Source organism: Myroides marinus, from assembly GCF_900109075.1.
GTDB classification, from domain to species: domain Bacteria; phylum Bacteroidota; class Bacteroidia; order Flavobacteriales; family Flavobacteriaceae; genus Flavobacterium; species Flavobacterium marinum_A.
Map to the genome: position 1 here is coordinate 29,573 of NZ_FNYS01000005.1, position 21,473 is coordinate 51,045.

Consider the following 21,473-nt stretch of genomic DNA (forward strand, 5'->3'; position numbering starts at 1 on the left):
AGAATAAATGTTTATAGATAAAAACAACATATTTTTTTAAGTCTCTTATCTATATCAATTACACCAAAGAAGATAAAAACTTTAACTAATTCTTCGTCTTAGACCTAGATTATTTATAAATAAGTGTCGGAGTTTATCTATAATTATTATTTATATTTGTAGCGAGTTATAACAATATGTATTAAAAAGAAATAGAATGAATACAGACGAAAAGTTTCACGACGAAATGGGAGATAACCACATCGCATCTAGTGATGCAACTCCACTTAGAAGTGATGCATTTGACCGCACAGATGACGAAAAAATAGAATTGATAAAGAAAGATGTAGAAAACATTTTGAACACTTTAGGTCTTGATCTTACAGATGATAGCCTTAAAGGTACACCTAACCGTGTAGCTAAGATGTTCGTAAAAGAAATGTTTGGAGGGCTTAACCCATCGAAAAAACCTAGTGCATCTACATTTGACAATAAATATAAATACAACGAAATGCTAGTAGAAAAAAACATCGTTGTTTATTCTACTTGTGAACACCACTTATTGCCTATTGTAGGTAGAGCTCACGTAGCTTATATCTCTAATGGTACTGTAGTAGGTCTATCTAAGATGAACCGTATCGTTGACTTTTATGCTAAAAGACCTCAGGTACAGGAACGTCTAACGATCCAAATCGTAAATGAGTTAAAACGTGTATTAAATACAGAAGATGTAGCGTGTATCATCGATGCAAAGCACTTATGTGTAAACTCTAGAGGTATCCGCGATATCGAGAGTAGCACTGTAACTGCTGAGTTCGGAGGAAAATTCCAAGATGAGAACGTTCGTAAAGAGTTCTTAAACTATATCCAATTAGAAACTAAATTCTAATCACTATAATTTAAATTTATGTTATATCAAGAACAACAACTAAAAATGTACAACTCCTTAAGTGGAGAAAAAGAAGTTTTCAAACCTATCCATGAGGGTAAAGTAGGTATGTACGTATGTGGACCAACGGTTTACAGCTATGTACACCTTGGAAACTGTCGTACTTTTATATCTTTTGACTTGGTATATCGCTATTTAAAACACTTGGGATACGCTGTGCGTTATGTGCGTAATATCACTGACGTAGGACATATGGTAGACGATGTGGATGAAGGAGAAGACAAAATCGCTAAGAGAGCACGTATTGAACAAATAGAGCCGATGGAAATCGTTCAGAAATATACACTGAACTTCCACAATATTCTAAAACAGTTCAATAACTTACCTCCTAGCATTGAACCTACGGCTACTGGACATATCATCGAGCAGATAGAGATTATCCAATCCATTATCGCTAATGGATATGCTTATGAAGTGAATGGTTCTGTGTACTTCGATGTAGAGAAATACAACAAGGATCACCGATATGGTATCTTGAGTGGTCGTAAGATAGAAGATATGATCTCTAATACTCGTGAATTAGATGGACAATCTGATAAACGTAGCCCACTAGACTTCGCTCTGTGGAAAAATGCTGAACCTCAACATATCATGAGATGGCCTTCTCCATGGGGAGACGGTTTCCCTGGATGGCACTTAGAGTGTACAGCGATGAGCACGAAGTATCTAGGTAAGCACTTTGACATACACGGAGGTGGTATGGATTTAAAATTCCCTCACCACGAGTGTGAAATCGCGCAAAATGAAGCTTCTACAGGTAACTCTCCTGTGAACTACTGGATGCATGCGAATATGCTTACATTAAATGGTAAAAAAATGGCTAAGTCAACAGGTAACAATATCTTGCCAGATGAGTTGTTCTCAGGAGAGAATACGATTCTAAGCAAAGGATTTGCTCCTACTGTAGCTCGTTTCTTTATCTTACAGGCGCATTATAGAAGTATACTAGACTTCTCTGACGATGCTATCTTAGCTTCTGAAAGGGGATATATGAGATTAATGGAGACTATTAAGTCTTTAAAAGAGCTTAAAACTTCTAGTAACTCTTCTGTAGACGTAGCAAAGTGGAAACAATCTTGCTACGACGCTATGAATGATGACTTTAACAGTCCTATCTTAATCGCTAATCTATTCGAAGCAGTGAAGTTTATCAACCTTATTAAGGATAATAAAGAAACGATCACAGCAGCTGACTTAGAGAACTTAACGACTAGCTTAAATGCATTCGTATTCGATGTATTAGGTCTAGAGGATAGCGATGGTGTGAGCGCTAATAACGAAAAACTAGAAGGTGTAGTAAATATGCTTATCGGTATGCGCAACGAGGCTAGAGCGAATAAAGATTTCGCAATGTCTGATCACATCAGAGATGAACTAGCTAAAATCGGTATTCAATTAAAAGATGGTAAAGAAGGTACTTCCTTCACATTATAATACAAAAAAAGCTATAAGGTAACTCTTATAGCTTTTTCTTATTACACGCTATTATGATCAAAAAAATATTAATCTTCCCGTTTGTAATACTAGTTCGCTTTTATCAACTATGTATATCCCCTTTTTTCCCACCAGCGTGTAGATACAGCCCTACTTGCTCCCAATACACATTAGATGCATTGAGAAAGCATGGCCTGTTCAAAGGCGGATGGATGGCTATAAAACGAATAGCTAGTTGTGGACCATGGGGAGGAAAAGGATATGATCCAGTTCCGTAATAATGAGGAATCAAGAATGGTTGACAGATTCCCTTTTGAGAATAAAGATATTTTCATACATTTATCATCTAACAGTATGACAAACTATGATACATTCATTAAGTATGATTTGGAACCCGTCAGAGGGTATTGATTTAGGATTTATTAAACTGAGATATTACAGTCTAATGTTCGTTATAGCATTCGGTTTAGGGTGGTTTTTAATGAAAAAGATATATGATCGCGAGGGAGAAAGTGTAGAGAAATTAGATAAGTTATTTATCTATACTGTACTAGCTACTCTAGTAGGTGCACGTCTAGGACACGTATTCTTTTATGACTGGGCATATTATAAGGATCACTTATTCGAGATTATATCTCCTGTTCGTTTTACTCCTAAGTTTGAGATTGTTGGTTTTAGTGGATTAGCGAGTCATGGTGCTGCTATTGCGATTATCACGGTTATGTACTTCTACAGCAAAAAGATTGTTCAAAAACCTGTACTTTGGATACTGGATAGAATTACGATACCAGTAGCTATTGGTGGTATGTTCGTTCGTTTTGGTAATTTCTTTAACTCAGAGATTGTAGGTCACGAAACTGCTAGTGCTTTTGGCATTCGCTTTATCAGAGATAAGTTTACTCCAAGACAAGCAATGGAAATTACAGGTCTTAATGATTATAACCAAGCGTATGATGCGATACAGACTAATCCTCAGTTTGCTGAAGCATTAGCAATAGTAGCCCCTAAACACCCAACACAGTTATATGAGGCATTCGGATACCTTATCGTATTCTTGATTGTTTACTATATGTATTGGAAGACAGATGCTCGTAAAAAGTTAGGTTATATCTTTGGGGTATTCTTAGTTCTACTGTGGGCAGTGCGTTTCGTAGTGGAATATGTTAAAGATAGTCAAGGAGGTTTTGAAGAAACTCTAGGTTATTTATCAACAGGGCAATGGTTAAGTATACCTTTTATCATCATAGGTATCTATTTATGGGCAACTGCTAAAAACAAAAAATACGAGGCTTAATACTCGATATATCATATAAAAAGAGCGAATCAGTTGATTCGCTCTTTTCATTTTATACTATCTCTCGTTTAAACGACACAAGGTAACCTGTAGTAGCTCCTGCTGAGTTGACATCTATAATAGATACTAACTCCCATCCCTCCTGTCCATACTTGTTTAGGACTTCTTCTACATCTTGATCACTTACATTAAAACTCCATAAACTAGTTGGTTTTAGTTGTATCGCTTTGTATTCAAACTTTTTCATAATTGTTATAATTGGTTAATTAGGTTTTTACATTCTTAAGTAGTTCCACTTTGTCTTAACTACCTCTGGATTTAAACTAGACAAGAACTCGTGAAAATCTACAAAGTTTTTATTCCAAAAGCGAACATTATGTGTAAACTTAAAGGTTATCTCTTTGTTATCTTCTTTTATAACAATCCTCCAAACATTGCTATTATTAATTCTAACATCTGTTCGTTTTAATTCTGTAATTGTACTTATAGGAAAGATGGTTTGTGTACCACTTGAATCTACTACACAAAGTTCTTGTTCATTAAAATACAAATCGACATCACTAACTGCACTTTTAAACATATTAGGCTTAGATGTTATTTTTTTAAAACTGTGTGTCTCACCACCTTCTCCGGTTTTGTCTACTATAATGATCTGGTCTTTATTTTCTAAACTGATACTGTTCTTTAATAGATAATACAGACCATATACACTAGCAAACAAAACAATCAATACAAAAACACCTCTAAGTAATGGTGAATTAGTTGGTAAAAATCTTCCCATAACGAATAAAACACCAATACTAAGTGGTATTAAAACAACTTTATATTTAAACATAATTAGTCACTTACTAATAATTCAAAAGGTATATATTTTCTTACATACCATTCTTCTTTATGAAATATCCCTTCACACTCTCTACTCCACTTCTTCTTATAAAATCTCCTTCCTTATACTTCCAAAATAGACAATCTTAAATAGAAACAATTTGGCATAAAAGTATTACATTTCTAACATTAAACGATATAAAAAGATGCAAACCAAATATACCACTCAAGATAGAGGTGACAAAAAAGATTACCAACAGTATCTAGAAGCTATGGATGCAATAGCTATCGAAAAGGTGGCCTCGGCGAGTGTATTCTTTGAACCGAAACAGGGAAATATACTGGTAGATGTAGGTATGGCCTCAGGGACTAGTACTACTATTCTGGCTCAACTATTTCCTCAACTCGATATTATAGGTGTAGATATCAATCCAAAGATGGTGGATATTGCTAATGAAACATATCAACTTCCCAATCTATCATTTAGAGAAGATGATGGAGAGAAGCTATTAACTTTTAAAGAGAATTCTGTAAGTGGTTTCTTTAACTGCTCGGCTATACATCACATCACTTCTTATAACGATTATGACAACAACAGAGCCATCAATACACTGCGTAGACAAGTAGAATTACTTAAGGATAAAGGTGTATTAGTGATAAGAGACTTTGTCAAAGTAGAAGAAAAAGAGGTAATCATAGAGCTTTCTACAGTGTCAAAAAATACACGTCCAAGTGATAGTGTTCTATTTATACAATTTGCCCAAACCGCTAGGTCATTAGCTGTAGAGAGAGGTTTTCCAATAGAGGAATTACCTTCTAATAAAGCCACTACTAGACGTTTTCAGGCACATTATACAGATGTAGTGGAGTTCATACGTCGCAAAGATTATTACGCAAATTGGGATATAGAATTACAAGAAGAGTATGGATATTTTACTCAACATGAGTTCGAAGCTCTTTTTAAAGAGTTAGGTTTGCGCATCATTCTATCTACACCAATCTACAATCAATGGATTATTAATAATCGATATAAGAATGAGTTTGTCATATATGACCTTAATGGACAGGAAATAGGATTCCCTCCTACTAATTACTTAATAGCTGGAGAGAAAGTATCTGGTGCAAAACAACTACAACTCACTAGACATTTACCTAAAAGTAATAGACCATTTTTAGAATACGCTTCATTTAAGAATATCAAAACGGATAGAATATACGATGTTGTCAAACGTCCAAACAAGGTAATTGATGTCATCCCATATAAATTGGATGATAATGGCCTAAAGATAGTGGCTAAGCATGGATATCCTCGTCCATTAGCTAATGTCAATACTAGTAGCCCTGTGATAGATGGCAAGAGCTATAGTGGTTATATTCCAGAAGGGTTAGCTCTAGCAGAGACAGTAGATATCGCTTCAGATATAGAAAAACGTTTTAATATACAAGCTTCTGACTACTCTACTAGTTCACATTCATTACAGTATTATACTTCTCCAGGAGGAATTAATGAAAAGGTAACTTCCATGTATGTGCAACTCAACAAAGAAGTACAACTAAATACACCGCTATCTGAAGGATACTCTGGCTTTAAAGATTCTGGGTATTTACATCAGTACGATACTGCTCAATTATTAAATACAGCACAGACAGGTGCTTTAGTAGAAGCTAGACTAGAGGTTAATATTTATAATTTATTCTTTAAGCTTAATATCCCTCTACCTAAATGGCTTGGAGCTAAAATCGAGATACCTAATACTTCAGAGATTATAAGTAGTTCTCTAGAAGAGTTATTGCTAATTCAATCCTCAGATTATACGACTAGTGAGGTGTCATCAGGCTTTTTAAAAACAAGTAGAGCTATATTCTCTGAAATAGGAATAGATAATAGTCAGGCTATTTTAGAGTATACTTATCCAGCTAAATATAGTACGAATACTCTAGTGGTTCTTCCTTTGTTTAAACAGAAAAACAAAGTTTATTTAGGTCTTGAACTAAGAAGTTTACCTGTACCTCAATTATTTACTGACAATAGTTCTATATTAACTGTACCTGCTTATAGATTAAATAAAGAAGTCACTAACTATTACGATTTAGAACAGTATATTACTTCATTGAAAATAGGAAATAGTTGTGTATTAAACTTCTCTAAACTAGGAGAAAAGTACTTCCCTAGTGTAGGAATTACATCTGAACAAGTATATCCATACTTGATATCATTAGATCAACCGACTCCTACACTAAGATGGGTAGACATAGATGATTTATACAACAACTTAGAAAAGATAGAAGATGCTCATTTACTCATCACTTTGTGCCGATTAAAACACAGTCTTTCTTAGATTTAAAATACTCATACATTAGCAGCTACTCTCCATAGCTGCTAATATTTTGAAAAGCACCTCACAAAAGTTTAAAAACACAACAATACACTCGATAACATAGAAAACATTGTTAAAAAAAATGTTAATTTAGTAGTTTAAACTACCTAATTAAATATGAATCAAGCTGTAGAAGTATCAAAAGACTTTAAAAATAGCGCCACAAAAGCAATCATAAGTATTGTAGTATTCTTAGTTTTTTACTTGGCTATTTTATCATTAGCTATATATGGATTTACTCTTTCATTAAAAGCTGCAAAAGCTATTATTAGTAGTAAAGCTAACTTATATACAGGAGCTCTCGCATTATTTATTATTGGTTTTGCTGGTGCTCTACTATTCTTCTTAATTAAGTTTATTTTCAAACCAAATAAACACGATCGATCACACTTAATCGAAATTACAGAGCAAGAAGAACCTGAGTTATTTGCGTTTATTCAAGAGATTGTTCTGGATATAAATGTGGACTTCCCTAAAAAGATATTTTTAACTACAGAGGTCAATGCTGCTGTATTCTATGACTCCACATTCTTAAGCATGTTCTACCCTGTACGAAAAAATCTGATGATAGGTATGGGACTTATCAACACATATACACGCTTAGAATTAAAAGCTATTATTGCACATGAGTTTGGGCACTTTTCTCAAAGAAGTATGAAAGCTGGTAGTTATGTTAGCAATGTAAATCACATGATTTTTAATATGCTTTATGATAATGATTCATACAATAAATATATGGCTAAAGTAGCTAGTACTCATGGTTACATCACTATACTTATGTATTTTATGGAGTTTGCAATCAAGGCGATACAATGGGTATTACGTATACTCTATAAAGTAGTAAACAAGAATTACTTGGCTCTATCTAAGCAAATGGAATATCACGCTGATGAAGTGGCGGCTACATTAGTAGGATATAAACCACTAGAAACCTCTCTATATCGAATAGAATTAGCTGATAAAGCCTTTAATACAGCTATTAATATCTATGTTAACCATATAAAAGAACAGACTAAAAGCAGTAACTTATTTACAGAACAGAGCTATATATTAACAGAGCTAGCAAAAGAGAATTCTAATGACTTTATGGGAACTTTACCTATTGTTAAAGAAGGAGATATTGATAGATTTAAGCGTTCTAAAATAGAGTTCAATGACCATTGGAATACACATCCAAGTACATTACAACGCATAGATAGATTAAAGTCATTATTCTTACTTGAAGTTGAAGAAGATGAAACTCTTGCCAATACCCTATTTAAAGATATTAATCAAACACAAAAAATGCTTACAAATAAGTTATTTGAAGATGCACTTGATAATAAAACTCAACTAACGACAACATTAGAAGACTTTAAACAACACTATCAACAATATAAAAGAGACAATACTTTCCACAAATATTACAAACATTATTACGATTACAACAATCCTAAAATATTTGATCTTAATGATGCTTTACACCTAAATAAAAAAGTAAGCAAAGATGAAATCTATGATAAAAAATCGATAGAAATGTCTTTACAACTAGCTGGGCTACACGACGACCAAGGTACACTTAATGATGTCCTAAACAACAATAAAGAACTTAAATATCTACACTATAATCAAGAGAAATACAAAAGAAATCAGTTCAGTCAGCTTAGCGATAAATTAGCTACTGATCGAAAAGAATTAGAGGAACAGTTAAAACTACACGATATAAAAGTGTATCAATACTTTCTTCAATTAGAAAGTATTCAGAACAAAGAGCCCCTTTTAAAAAGATATTATGAGGATTTCTTTAGTGAGGATAGTTTATATGACAAAAGAATGGAATTGTACCAAAATATAGTATACAATCTTAGTGGCCTAAGAGATGGTATTGACTTAGATACAGTCCGTAATATAACAAATCAATTGAGTAGAGCTCTTATACCTTTTATCTCCGAGATGAAAGCTCTCTTTGAATTGGATCACAATCAAAAAGATATTACTATCGACATGTCAAAATACTTAGATCAGCTAGACAACATTAAAACATTTTTATATGGTGATAGATACAATGAAGAAGGATTTACTGCATTAAACATCTGTCTAGATAACTATACGCTACTTACAATAAAGCATTTTTTCTATCTAAAGAAACAAGTACTAGATTATCAAATAACTTTACTACAAGAACAATAATATATTCAAGGGCTATACTTCTAAATAAATTAGAAGTATAGCCTTTCTTATTTAGTTTCAAATACTAAAATAGTACCGTCCCAACTATTCTCTTTAATCTCTTCATGACTCACTCCTACCTTAGTGTGAATGATTTTTCGCCAGAAACTTAAAGCAGGATCATTAGAACTAATCACTCCTATTTTCCATTTACCACTATGTTTAGATATAATATCTCTTGCAGCATAACTTCCTATCCCTTCTCTTCTATACTTCTTTAACACAAAGAATTCTACAAGCTCTAATACAGTTTCTTTAGTCAACTCTAACTCTGCATACCTTACAAGTGCAAAACCTGCTAAAACGCCATTAAAACGAATAAAATAAGCATAACGATCACTCTCTACAAAATAATAATCTAAATATGGATAATCATATAATCCCATTAAATCTAAATCTTCAGGATCATATTCTGTAAAATCATACTTGTACAATTGCATTAGATTGCGCAAAACTTGTTTCTCATCTAACTGAACTTTATCTATACTAATCATAACATATCTTCTAATAACTTCTCTAAAATAAAAAACCTTTATCAATCAAGCATAAAAAAAGCCACTCTAAATAGAGTGGCTTTTCTGTATATTTTTTTGAAAACAATTATGCTTTTTCAGCGATAAGCTCTTCTTGAGCTTCTTTATGTCTTCTTTCAATTTCTTCTTTATCTTTTCTTGGCATTGTATCCACTAATACTGGAGTAGCTAAGAATAATGAAGAGTAAGTACCTACAATAATACCAATTAACATCGCAAAGATAAATCCTCTAATTGAATCACCTCCAAATACGAACATGATTAATAATACTAAGATTAAAGTAAGCGAAGTATTGATAGTTCTAGATAATGTAGTATTTACTGAGTCATTAACGATTTTGTTAAAATCACCTTTTGTTTTACCAGCGATATACTCACGTACACGGTCAAAAACAATTACGGTATCATTCATAGAGTATCCAATAACTGTCAAGATTGCAGCGATAAAGTGCTGATCAATCTCCATATGCCAAGGCATAAACTTATAAGTCAATGAGTAAATACCTAATACGAAAATAACGTCGTGTGCAACAGATACGATAGCTCCTAATGAATATTGCCATTTTCTGAATGAAATCACTAAGTATACAAAGATAGCAGCCATAGAACCTAATACAGCCCAATAAGCATTTTGCTTAACGTCTTTCGCCATACTTGGACCTACTTTAGACGCTTGAATAACTCCTAACGTTTTACCTTCAGTAGCATTTACAAATTGCTCGTAAGTCATTGGTGAAGAATAGTATCCTTTTAACCCTTCGTATAATTTTTCATTAACTTCTTGGTCAACTGCAGCTCCTTCTTCTTCTACTTTATATTTAGTAGTTAATTTCAACTGTTGTTTGTTACCAAATACTTTAGCTTCAACATTAACTCCAAATACTTCTCCTAATTTATCACTTACTTCATTAGCAGTAACTTCTTTGTCAAATTTAACTTGGAATGTTCTACCTCCTACGAAGTCAGTTCCTTGGTCAAATCCATTAACAAAGAAAGAAGCAAAAGAAACAACTACAATGATTAAAGATAATCCGTAAGTAAATTTCTTAACTTTTAAGAAGTCAAAATGGAAGTTAGTAAACCAGTTTTTAGTGATACCAGTACAGAATGCTAATGATCTACCAGCTTTAACGTCTCTATCCATAAAGATACGAGCGATAAAGATTGAAGTAAATAATGAAGTAGCAATACCAATTAACAATGTAGTAGCAAATCCTTTGATTGGTCCTGAACCAAAAGCAAATAGGATAACCCCTGTTAATATGTGAGTAACGTTAGCATCAACAATAGGACGCATCGCTCCATGCCAGCTATAAGATTCTTTAATTGTATCAGCTAAGTTCATTCCTTTACGCAAACACTCTTTTGCTCGCTCAGAAATAATAATATTCGCATCCACAGCAGTACCCATAGTTAACACGATACCAGCAATACCAGGTAAAGTTAATACAGCACCTAAACTAGCTAAAATTCCGAATAAGAATAATAAGTTAGCTAATAAAGCTACGTTAGCATACCATCCAGCTCTACCATAGTAGAATGCCATCCAAGCAGCAACGATAATTAAACCAGCAACAGCAGATAACATACCAGCATCGATAGCTTGTTGTCCTAATGATGGTCCTACGATTTCTGATTGAACAATATCAGCACCTGCAGGTAATTTACCAGCACGTAAGATATTAGCTAAGTCTTTTGCATCAGCAACTGTAAAATCTCCAGAGATTGAAGATCTACCACCTGAGATAGGTCCACTAGTTACACCTGGTGCAGAATAAACAATATTATCTAATACAATAGCAATATTTGAATTTTCAGTATAAGCTTTCCCTGTTAACTCTTCCCAAATTTTAGCTCCTTTAGGACTCATAGTCATACCTACTACAGGACGGCTGAATTGATCATACTCGTCTTGAGCACTAGTAACTACACTTCCACTTAAAGGAGGAATACCTTCTCTATTTGTTTTTAAAGCATATAACTCTACTAAATCTGGAGCTTTTTTACTTGGTTTACCCCATGCAAAACGAGCATATTTCTGATCTGCAGGTAATAAGTTACGTACATCAGCTCTGTTTAAGTAAGCATTTACTTTAACAGTATCTTTAGTTTGGAAATATCCTAAGATTGGGCTTCCTTGTTGTCCACCCATTGCAAATAAATCTAATAAAGGATTAAACTCCTTATTAGCAGTATTACCCATTGAGTCTTTAGCTACAGTACCTAATAAAGCTTCTACATCAGAGTTAGCTTTATTTTCAGTTTTAGCAGCTTGTGCATTTTGAGCAGGTTGTTTTTCTGTAGTTTTTAAGTACTCATTAGCAGCCATGATATAGTTTCCTATCTCATCTACTTTATAAGTTTCCCAGAACTCTAACTGAGCAGTACTTTGTAATAAATTTTTAATACGATCTACATCTTTTGCTCCTGGAAGCTCAACTAAGATACGACCTGTATCACCTAACATTTGGATGTTTGGTTGAGACACACCGAACTTGTCGATACGCTCTCTAAATACACGGTAAGCACTTTCGATAGATTCTTTTACTTTTTTATCTAAAATAGCTTTTACTTGGCTATCAGACATTCCTACAGTAATCTCGCTTAAATTTCTATTTGCAAAAATATCTGCAGACGCTAACTTCACATTTCCTTTTGATTCTTTATCAAAAGCAGTGTAGAATGCATCTAGGTAACTTTGGTTACCTTGTCTTTGTGATTCAGCTTCCGCTAAAGCTTTGTTGAAAGTAGCGTTTTTTGAGTTATTAGCTAAACCTTTTAAAATGTCTTTGATTGATATCTGTAACGTAACATTAATCCCTCCTTCTAAGTCTAATCCTTTATTGATTTGCTTAGCTCTCACTTCATTGAATGTTTGTCCTAGAAATACCGTTTGGTTACCAATTGAATCAAGGTATTGTAATTCTTTTGTCGAATCACCACCAGCAAAAGCTTTCGCTTTATCCTCATAGTGATTGGTAACAAAGGTAAATGACAGTTGGTAAATACTTACCAATGCAAAGATAATTGCAAAAAATTTAACGAGTCCTTTGTTTTGCATTATTACTAAAAATTAATTATTTACTTTTTTTAAAACGAGCAAATATATGATATAGACGATGATTAACCAATTCTTTCGTTAAGAATATCAACAAAAGAAACAATTTATTTAACCTATATTTTAACATTTAAGCTCAATAGTCCTATACTGTAAGTTCTTTATTGGTATTATGCACAGCTTCTACACTAGCCAAGAACTTCTCAGTCTCCTTATCATTAAGATTGATTTCTACGATTTCTTCTAAACCATTCTTACCTATAATACAAGGAACACCAATACACAATCCCTTCTGTCCGTATTCTCCATCTAAAAGAACAGAACAAGGAATCATACGTTTAAAGTCATATAAGATACTTTCAACCACATTAGCTACAGCAGCTCCTGGTGCATACCAAGCTGATGTACCTAATAATTTAGTTAAAGTAGCACCACCCACCATTGTTGATTTGCAGACTTCTTCTTGCTCCTCTAAACTTAACAACTCAGTTACAGGCATTCCTTTATATGTAGCATAACGAATTAAAGGAATCATAGTTGTATCACCATGTCCTCCTATTACCATTCCCTCAATATCATAAACAGGTTTGTTTAATTTTTGAGATAAGAAATATTTGAAACGAGCAGAATCTAATGCTCCTCCCATACCAATAATTCTCTTACGATCTAATCCTGTTATTTTTAAAGCAGCTAATGTCATTGTATCCAATGGATTAGTTACCATAACAAAAATAGCATTAGGTGAATATTTTAAAGCACTTTCCATTACTGATTTTACAACAGCAGCATTAGTACCTATTAACTCTTCTCTTGTCATACCAGGTTTTCTAGGAATACCTGAAGTAACTACTATCACTTCACTATTTGCAGTCAAGCTGTAATCATTAGAAGATCCTTTTACGATTGTATCAAACTTTGAATTAGATGCACATTGCATAATATCCATTGCTTTTCCCTCAGCATATCCCTCAGCAATATCTACCAAAACAACTTCACTAGCAATACGTCTGTTTGCAATAACTTCAGCACATGTAGCTCCTACATTTCCTGCCCCAATAATAGTAACTTTCATAAACTCTAACTTTTATATTGAAAAAAAAGGTCAAGGCATTAAAAAATGCTTGACCTCTATTAAATTATATCATCTAAATACTAAGCATCAATTTTAGCATAAGTAGCGTTCTTCTCGATAAAATCTCTACGAGGTGGTACTTCATCCCCCATTAACATAGAGAATACTCTATCCGCTTCTTGTAAACTATCAATTGTTACTTGTCTTAAGATACGATGCTCAGGATTCATTGTAGTATCCCACAATTGTTCTGCGTTCATCTCTCCAAGACCTTTATAACGTTGAACACTAGATCCACTTCCCATTTGTTCCATTAACGCTAGGCGTTCTTCATCAGTCCATGCGTATTCTTTCTTCTGACCTTTCTTAACCATGTATAGAGGTGGAGTTGCGATATATACATATCCATTCTCGATTAATCCTCTCATATAACGGAAGAAGAAAGTTAATATAAGCGTTGCGATGTGGCTACCGTCCACATCGGCATCACACATGATTACTACTTTGTGGTAACGCAGTTTCTCAAGATTTAAAGCTTTGCTATCTTCTTCAGTTCCTATAGTTACACCTAATGCAGTAAATATATTTTTAATCTCCTCGTTCTCAAAAACTTTGTGTCCCATAGCTTTCTCTACGTTAAGAATCTTACCTCTTAATGGTAGGATAGCTTGGAAGTTACGATCACGTCCTTGTTTTGCAGTTCCACCCGCAGAGTCTCCCTCCACTAGGAATACTTCACATTTAGAAGCATCTTGTTCTGAACAATCAGACAGTTTACCAGGTAGTCCACCACCGACCATTACAGTCTTACGTTGAACCATCTCACGTGCTTTTTTTGCAGCATGTCTAGCTTGCGCAGCTAAGATAACTTTCTGAACAATAATCTTAGCGTCATTTGGATGCTCTTCTAAATAGTTCTCAAGCATTTCTGCTACAGCTTGACTTACAGGAGATACTACCTCTCTATTACCTAACTTCGTTTTAGTCTGTCCCTCAAACTGAGGTTCCATAACTTTAACCGATACAATAGCTGTTAATCCCTCTCTAAAGTCATCTCCAGTAATCTCGAATTTCAATTTATCAAGTAAACCAGATGCATCTGCATACTTCTTAAGCGTTCTAGTTAATCCCATACGGAACCCTTGAAGGTGTGTACCTCCCTCATGAGTATTAATATTATTCACATATGAATAAATATTCTCCGCATAAGTATCATTATAAATCAACGCAACTTCAACAGGGATTTCTCCTTTGTCAAGTTCCATTGAAATAACTTCTTCAATAATTGGCACACGACTACCGTCTAAGAATTTAATAAACTCTTTTAGACCTTCTTCAGAGAAAAACACATCGTGTTTAAACTCTCCTTTTTCCTCAACTACTCTTCTGTCTGTTAAAGTAATTTTCAAACCTTTATTTAAGAAAGATAACTCTCTTAAACGCCCAGCTAAAGTATCATAAGAATACTCTTGAGTTTGAGTAAAAATAGTAGTGTCTGGCTTAAATGTTACCGCTGTTCCACGTTTTTCTGTTTCTCCAATAACTTTTACCGGATATAACGCTTTACCACGAGAATATTCTTGCTCATAAATTTTACCTTCACGATAAACAGTAGCTTTTAATAAATCTGATAACGCGTTCACACACGACACCCCTACTCCGTGAAGTCCTCCAGATACTTTATAAGAATCTTTGTCAAATTTACCTCCAGCACCAATTTTAGTCATTACTACCTCTAATGCTGACACCCCTTCTTTCTTATGGATATCAACTGGGATACCACGTCCGTTATCTTCTACAGTAACAGAGTTATCCTCATTAATAATAACATTAATTGTATCACAATAGCCAGCTAAAGCCTCATCAATAGAGTTATCAACAACCTCGTATACTAAGTGGTGTAAACCTCTTACTCCTACATCACCAATATACATCGAAGGACGCATCCTTACGTGTTCCATTCCCTCAAGAGCTTGAATGCTGTCTGCTGAATAATTATTCTTATTTGTTTCCTGGCTCATAATAATAATCTAAATATCTAACGTACAAATATAACATATTAATAAGACTTTATCAACCCTAAACTAGCTTAAAATGCCTAATTATAAGAAATAAATCCATAAAAAAACGCAGGTGTTTTACACCTGCGTCCTATACTATTATCTCCTTTTTATTCTAACTCGTGAACTGTAAATTCACAGTTATTAAAAGTAAATCTATCATGTAACTTTCTACCTAATAACTCCTTGGCGATTGGAGCATCCATAGAAACTGCTAATATTGATTTGCCATCTACATTAATTTTTGGCAAAGCTGCTGAAAAGAACAAATAGACAGAATTAATTTGAACAAAACTACCGAATTCCACAACAGAACTCTCTTTTTCTTCGTCGATCTTAGCTACTATATCACGCATTGCGATATTTTCTAAAATCTTTTTGCTTAAGTTTTCTTGTTCTAAATGCATCATCGAAAGGCTTGTCTCATGTTTATCCCCTGCAGAACTTTTGGCGTCATTCTGAGCGTCTAAAGACATATCTTCTATAATCCCTTGCAATGCATCAATCTTGTCATTTAACCGTTCTAAACAAATTGTTTTTAACTTCTTCTTTAGTGTCATTATTCCGTTTTTAATATCCTCTCACTTTTGGCTTAAGTGAGAAAATGCTTTGTTGTTTGTGACGACAAAAGTAAGTTTTTAATTATTGTAAAAAAACAATATTGTGCATCTATTAGCAACTTTTAATCATAAATTATCAATTTTTAGCGATTTTTATAACTTCAAAATCTCAAAAATCAAATTTATACATTGCTCCACCCATCACTTGGATTCCTTGAGTTCTAAAGTTGTCCCACTGATTATACTTCTGATTAAACATATTATTAGCTTTTACAAATACAGTCCAATTCTTAGTTGGTCTATACCCTACTTTCATGTTTAAATCCACATAATCCTTAACATCTACTACAGTCGGATCTTCCCATGTATTATAATCACCTATTAGACCTTTAGAGTCAATTACAAATACATCTTTTCTCTTTCCTACATAGAATATATCCATTCCAGCGAACCATTGCTCAGTAAAGTCAAATCTAAAATCAGCTCCAGCTTTTACAGATGGTAAGTTCCATGCCTCTTGAGTATTTGTATTGTAGCTATTATACTCTCCATGTAAACCAATTGATACATTCTCTTCGAAATCAAAACGCAATTCTCCAAATAAATTAAACGTTTTCACATCTCCATAAACTACACCAAAAGAATTTCCGAACATATATGGTATTCTACTAGGATTCACAGTATACTCGTTATGCAAGAACATAGCTTTATCTTTCTCTCTCTTGTAAGATCCTTTAACATTATAAGAAATATTATTATCTAATTTTCCTTTTAATCCTACAAACAAATCATATTTCTTATCCGTTGGAGTAATCAATACATTTGGAGAAATAAATGGGTTTTCTTCTGAGAATTGTTGAAAAGAATTTTGTTCTAAACCTCCTTCAATACCCGCATAAGTAATCAATAAACCAGGTACTAAATCATAAGAAGCTTTCACATTAGGATACACATAAAAACGGTTTTGTGTCTTTCCTGCTACTTCACCATTGTTATAAAATGTACTTACCCCAACTTCTATAGAGTAATTATCATCTCTAAATGTAAGTGTAGGTTTAGCACCAATATTTAAATGGTTATACTTATCCTTAAGCCCCGTAAATGCATTTTTGTAAGTTGTACCTACATAGTCAACTACTAAACCTACATTTAACTCTCCGAACTCTAAAGCTGTCTTTACATTTGGACGTATTTTAAAACGATTCTCTACAGTTCCAAAATCATCCCAAAAATAATCATATCTAAAATCAAGACCCGTAAAAGGAGAGTTTCTAAACTCAACCCCACCATTCAAAAATACATTCTTATAGTGTTGTGATTCAGAAACGCCATTAACATCACTTTTATCAAAATCAATATGTTTAGTTGGCAATCCATAATAATTACTTAACTGATATCTTCCTCCTGCTTCTACAGTCCAACCAAAATTATCTAATTGTCCACCATAAACAAGTCCTCCTTTTGTATTAGAGAAACTATCATCTAAAATCAAATCCTTAATACCTCCTTGAGAAGAAAAATGACTTGCATATCCTGCTAAGAAACTCTTTTGATTTAACTTATGACTTAAGAAAAGCTCACCGTTAATATTAGTGTAATTACCTGCCGAAAAAAGCGCATAATTATTAAAACTCTTTAGCTTAGATCCTTTCTCCACTTCAGCTGCTTTTCCTTTCTCAGGAACAAAAGTAGATGCTACAGGAAAAGAACTTATAGTATAAATCACAGGTTTTTTATTTCCTACAGACTCATCATCATTATTTGCTGTTGCTCTAACTTTAAAAGCATCAGAAATAGTTGCATCATAAGCTCTAACCACATTCACTACTTCAGTTCCCAACTTATTAGGATCCGTATTTTTATCTTGTGCAAATCCCGCTCCACATACTAGTGTTACAGCAGATATTATCGTATATAAATTTTTATTATTCATTGTAAATAAATTCTTTATTAAAGTACTATTGAGCTATTGAAGAGTTGCGTTTAGCCTCTTGCCCCTTAATCATCTGAAGTTCTTGTTTTGCCTCACTAACTACATCCGAAAATTCAGTAAAATTAGTGGTTACACTCTCAAGAATATAAGTTGCTTGGTAACTATCTTTTAATTGATAGAAGTTCTTAGCCATAAGAACCAACCCTTTAGCTCCATAATATTTATATCCTGAATACTCCTTCGCTAACTTCTGTACAGTCTCGTTAGAAGCTTCATATTTACCATCTTTATTCTTAAAGTAAGCATCGTAATACAATGCTTCTGCAGCTAACTCTCCTTTAGCTACTTTTAATACTTCTTGGTACGCTTTTTTAGCCTTAGCTTCTTCATTAGTAGCCATAGCTGTTCTAGCGATAACTATCTGAGCATCCGCTTTTACTTTATTATCCGTCTTAGACATTTTTAATACAGCTTCTGCATAGCGAAGAGCATCTGCATAACTATTTTGTTCATAAGATAGTTTCATCAAATTAGATTTAGCAAATACCACATTTTGTTCTTGTGCAGCTTCAGTATCTAATCGTTTTAATGTAGCAATTGCTTTTGCTGTATTCTTATTCTTTAAATAAAGCTCTGCTAATCTCGCTAAAGCAATTTCAGAAAACTCATTTTTATCTTTAGCTGTTACAGCCTCATAGTGAGCTGTTGCCTTTTCTAAGTTATTTTCTGCAAAGTACATCTGCCCTAAATAGAAATGAGCTTGCAAAGCCTTCTGTCCAGTTGGGAAGCTCTTCAGGTACTTTTCGTATCCTTCGATAGCACTCTTTGCGTTGTTTTGAATATACTGTTTCTCTGCTGACTCATAAGTATCTTTATCAAGTTCAGCATCTGTAACCTGAATAAAAGAAAGACCTTTTACCCAAGTTGCATACTCATCTACTCTACCGTTATCCACATAAATTAAACGAGCATTTTGTACAGCCTCTACAGCCTCAGGAGATTCTGGAGATTCTTTTACCACTTGTTTAAATTTCGCTAATGCTTCATTTGGTTTATTTGCATTATATTGAATTAAACCTTGACGTAAAATAGCTCTTGCCTTATAACTAGAAGTAGGGTACTCACTAAGCAGTTTATCAAAAGCAGCCAAAGCCTTAGCATTTTGATTCATCACATCATACGTCACCCCTAATTCATACTGAGCATCATCAGCTAAATTCGATTTAGGGAAATCTTTCACAAATGCAGTCAAGTCTTCCACCTTACGCGGGTTTCTATCTACGAATCCATAGCTTATCGCTTTTTGGAAACGCGCATACTCCATATCAGCTTTATTAGCTTCTATAACTTTATTATAAGCCTCCATCGCTGGCCAATATTTACCAGTAACGAAATTACAATCACCTAGTCGCAAATAAGCATCTAATCGTCTTGATTCATCTTTAGGATTAGCATCTGTATATTTCTTAAAATATTCTCCTGCTTTAGCATATTCTTTTAGTTTAAAGTAAGAATAAGCTAAGTTATAGTTTAGATTTTCTTTCTCAGACAATCCTTTAGAAGCAGAATTTTGCTCGAAAGCATTAAACTGAGCAATAGACTCTTTAAAGTTATTTAAATAGAATAAAGTTTCCCCTTTCCAATATTGAGCTTTTGCAGTATATTTTAAATTTTGCTGCTCTGCTAATGATTTATCGAATAAACCTAAAGCACCTTTAAAATCGCCTTCATTAAACAACTCTTGTCCTCTTAAGAAAGTTACTTGTTGATACACCTCCTTATTTCCTACTGAGCGGTTTTTCTCTAATAAAGCTAATGCTTCCTTGTAGTTTCTAGAAGACACATAAGAATCAATTAACAATCCTTCTATCTCTGTGCGATATGCAGAATTAGGATATTTACTTAAATATGCGTTTAACACACTAGGAGTACTTTCATAAGCATTACCTATATCGTAACTAAGCTTAGCATAATTCAAGAAGGCATCCTCTTGAATACCTGCATCAAAACGCATTTCTGAAGCATTCTTAAATGCATTTAGAGCCTGTGTCTTTTTATGTGTTTGAAGATAACTTTCTCCTAAATGGTAATAAGCATTTTGAGCAATACCATTATCTCCACTGATAATTTTATTAAACTGTTCTATTGCTTTATTATAGTCCTTAGACTTGTAGTATGCATATCCTAATTGATAAAAGTCTGTATTACTCCATTTACCATTCTTACCTTGATAAGCTAATAAATACGGAAGCGCTTTATCATATTGTTTTAAGTTAAAATAACTCTCACCTACTATTTTTGACAATTCAGATTTCTCTTGCTCAGTAGCTTTACTCATTTGAGCAGTACCTTGATCGATTGCTTTTTGGAAGTTACCAGTTTTAAAGCTCATATCAGCTTGATAGTATCCCATCTTTTCTTGATAAGTAGATTTAGTTTCTACCTTATCAAAAAGTTTCTTAGCCTCGTCAAATTTATCAGAATCATAAGCTATATAACCTAAATAGTAAGTAGCCTGTTCCCCCCATTCACCAGAAGTATTAACCTTCTTAAGGTATCGCTCTGCCTCTTTTTTATTTTTAGTGTAGAAATAACTATATCCCTTCTCAAAATAAAAGCGATCTAATCTTTTCTCACTTGAGATAGCATTCTCTTTTACTTTTACAGCATATTTTAAAGCTTTAGAGAAATCTCCTTTGCTAAAATAGTAATCTGTAACCTCTACATAAGCTTGATTTTGCTTAGAACTAGTAGGGTATTTCTTCACGAACTCATCTATCTTATCCTCTGCACCATCTTGATTAAGACGAATTGCACAATGTGCAATATAGTAAGCACAGTCAGCCTCTACTTCAGTATTTTCACCCACATGAGCCTGCTTTACCTTAGAGAATAACAACTGAGCTGCTAGATATTGTTCTTCATTATACAATGCTACAGCATGATTATAATCAGCTAATCGATCTACATAAGCAGCTGATTGTTGAGCACTTGCAGTTATACTCCCTAGTGCAAGAGTTAATAAAGTTAATCTATTATTTTTGTGCATTTCAATTCAGATTTATATAACGTCAAATATATCATTTTATACTCTTTTAAACTTATTTTTTAGCAATATATTGCCCTAAAAATTATCAAAATCACAGATAAAATAAAAATAAAGACTACGCAACTCAAAAACACAAACCCA

Annotated in this window: 15 protein-coding genes; 6 read left to right on the forward strand and 9 right to left on the reverse strand. The window is 33.5% G+C overall.

Features of this window, described 5'->3' with window-relative positions:
- The first annotated feature begins 196 nt into the window (after positions 1 to 196).
- The 4 genes from folE (at position 197) to lgt (ending at position 3,656) form a co-directional block, all read left to right on the forward strand.
- Positions 197 to 868, forward strand: a complete 672-nt coding sequence (gene folE / locus BMX53_RS07065; protein WP_006260891.1) for a GTP cyclohydrolase I FolE — start codon at positions 197 to 199, stop codon at positions 866 to 868.
- Between the two features lie 18 nt (positions 869 to 886).
- On the forward strand, positions 887 to 2,362 hold the full coding sequence (cysS, locus tag BMX53_RS07070) for a cysteine--tRNA ligase (protein WP_074745355.1): 1,476 nt from the start codon (positions 887 to 889) through the stop codon (positions 2,360 to 2,362).
- Positions 2,363 to 2,415: 53 nt separating this feature from the next.
- The gene (yidD, locus tag BMX53_RS07075) at positions 2,416 to 2,640 is read left to right on the forward strand and encodes a membrane protein insertion efficiency factor YidD (RefSeq protein WP_063176074.1); all 225 of its coding nucleotides are present in this window, start codon (positions 2,416 to 2,418) and stop codon (positions 2,638 to 2,640) included.
- Positions 2,641 to 2,726: 86 nt separating this feature from the next.
- A complete protein-coding gene (lgt, locus tag BMX53_RS07080; protein WP_038987142.1) occupies positions 2,727 to 3,656 on the forward strand; it encodes a prolipoprotein diacylglyceryl transferase in 930 nt (309 codons plus the stop codon).
- A gap of 52 nt (positions 3,657 to 3,708) precedes the next feature.
- Here the strand turns inward: lgt and BMX53_RS07085 are convergent, their stop codons facing one another.
- Positions 3,709 to 3,903: a DUF4177 domain-containing protein gene (locus BMX53_RS07085; protein WP_074745357.1), complete on the reverse strand. Its 195-nt coding sequence runs from the start codon at positions 3,901 to 3,903 to the stop codon at positions 3,709 to 3,711.
- 27 nt (positions 3,904 to 3,930) lie between these two features.
- A complete protein-coding gene (locus BMX53_RS07090; RefSeq protein WP_074745359.1) occupies positions 3,931 to 4,491 on the reverse strand; it encodes a hypothetical protein in 561 nt (186 codons plus the stop codon).
- A 196-nt stretch (positions 4,492 to 4,687) separates the two neighbouring features.
- Between BMX53_RS07090 and BMX53_RS07095 the strand changes: the two genes are divergently transcribed.
- Together BMX53_RS07095 and BMX53_RS07100 are read left to right on the forward strand one after the other, a co-directional pair.
- Entirely contained in the window at positions 4,688 to 6,820 is a 2,133-nt protein-coding gene (locus BMX53_RS07095) for a class I SAM-dependent methyltransferase (RefSeq protein WP_074745361.1), read from the forward strand.
- 156 nt (positions 6,821 to 6,976) lie between these two features.
- Positions 6,977 to 9,028, forward strand: coding sequence for a M48 family metallopeptidase (locus BMX53_RS07100; RefSeq protein WP_074745363.1), 2,052 nt, complete (start codon positions 6,977 to 6,979; stop codon positions 9,026 to 9,028).
- A 47-nt stretch (positions 9,029 to 9,075) separates the two neighbouring features.
- Here the strand turns inward: BMX53_RS07100 and BMX53_RS07105 are convergent, their stop codons facing one another.
- From BMX53_RS07105 to BMX53_RS07135, 7 genes are all read right to left on the reverse strand, one after another.
- On the reverse strand, positions 9,076 to 9,561 hold the full coding sequence (locus tag BMX53_RS07105) for a GNAT family N-acetyltransferase (protein WP_074745365.1): 486 nt from the start codon (positions 9,559 to 9,561) through the stop codon (positions 9,076 to 9,078).
- A gap of 106 nt (positions 9,562 to 9,667) precedes the next feature.
- Complete coding sequence (gene secDF, locus BMX53_RS07110; RefSeq protein WP_038987136.1) at positions 9,668 to 12,661, reverse strand: protein translocase subunit SecDF; 2,994 nt, start codon at positions 12,659 to 12,661, stop codon at positions 9,668 to 9,670.
- A 142-nt stretch (positions 12,662 to 12,803) separates the two neighbouring features.
- Complete coding sequence (locus tag BMX53_RS07115; protein ID WP_074745367.1) at positions 12,804 to 13,730, reverse strand: malate dehydrogenase; 927 nt, start codon at positions 13,728 to 13,730, stop codon at positions 12,804 to 12,806.
- An 80-nt stretch (positions 13,731 to 13,810) separates the two neighbouring features.
- Positions 13,811 to 15,751 (reverse strand): DNA topoisomerase (ATP-hydrolyzing) subunit B, encoded by a 1,941-nt coding sequence (gyrB, locus tag BMX53_RS07120; RefSeq protein ID WP_038987134.1) that lies wholly within the window; start codon positions 15,749 to 15,751, stop codon positions 13,811 to 13,813.
- A 149-nt stretch (positions 15,752 to 15,900) separates the two neighbouring features.
- Positions 15,901 to 16,350: a hypothetical protein gene (locus BMX53_RS07125; protein WP_038987133.1), complete on the reverse strand. Its 450-nt coding sequence runs from the start codon at positions 16,348 to 16,350 to the stop codon at positions 15,901 to 15,903.
- Between the two features lie 169 nt (positions 16,351 to 16,519).
- Positions 16,520 to 18,283 (reverse strand): TonB-dependent receptor, encoded by a 1,764-nt coding sequence (locus BMX53_RS07130; RefSeq protein ID WP_074745369.1) that lies wholly within the window; start codon positions 18,281 to 18,283, stop codon positions 16,520 to 16,522.
- A 25-nt stretch (positions 18,284 to 18,308) separates the two neighbouring features.
- A complete protein-coding gene (locus tag BMX53_RS07135; RefSeq protein WP_074745371.1) occupies positions 18,309 to 21,332 on the reverse strand; it encodes a tetratricopeptide repeat protein in 3,024 nt (1,007 codons plus the stop codon).
- Positions 21,333 to 21,473 lie beyond the last annotated feature (141 nt).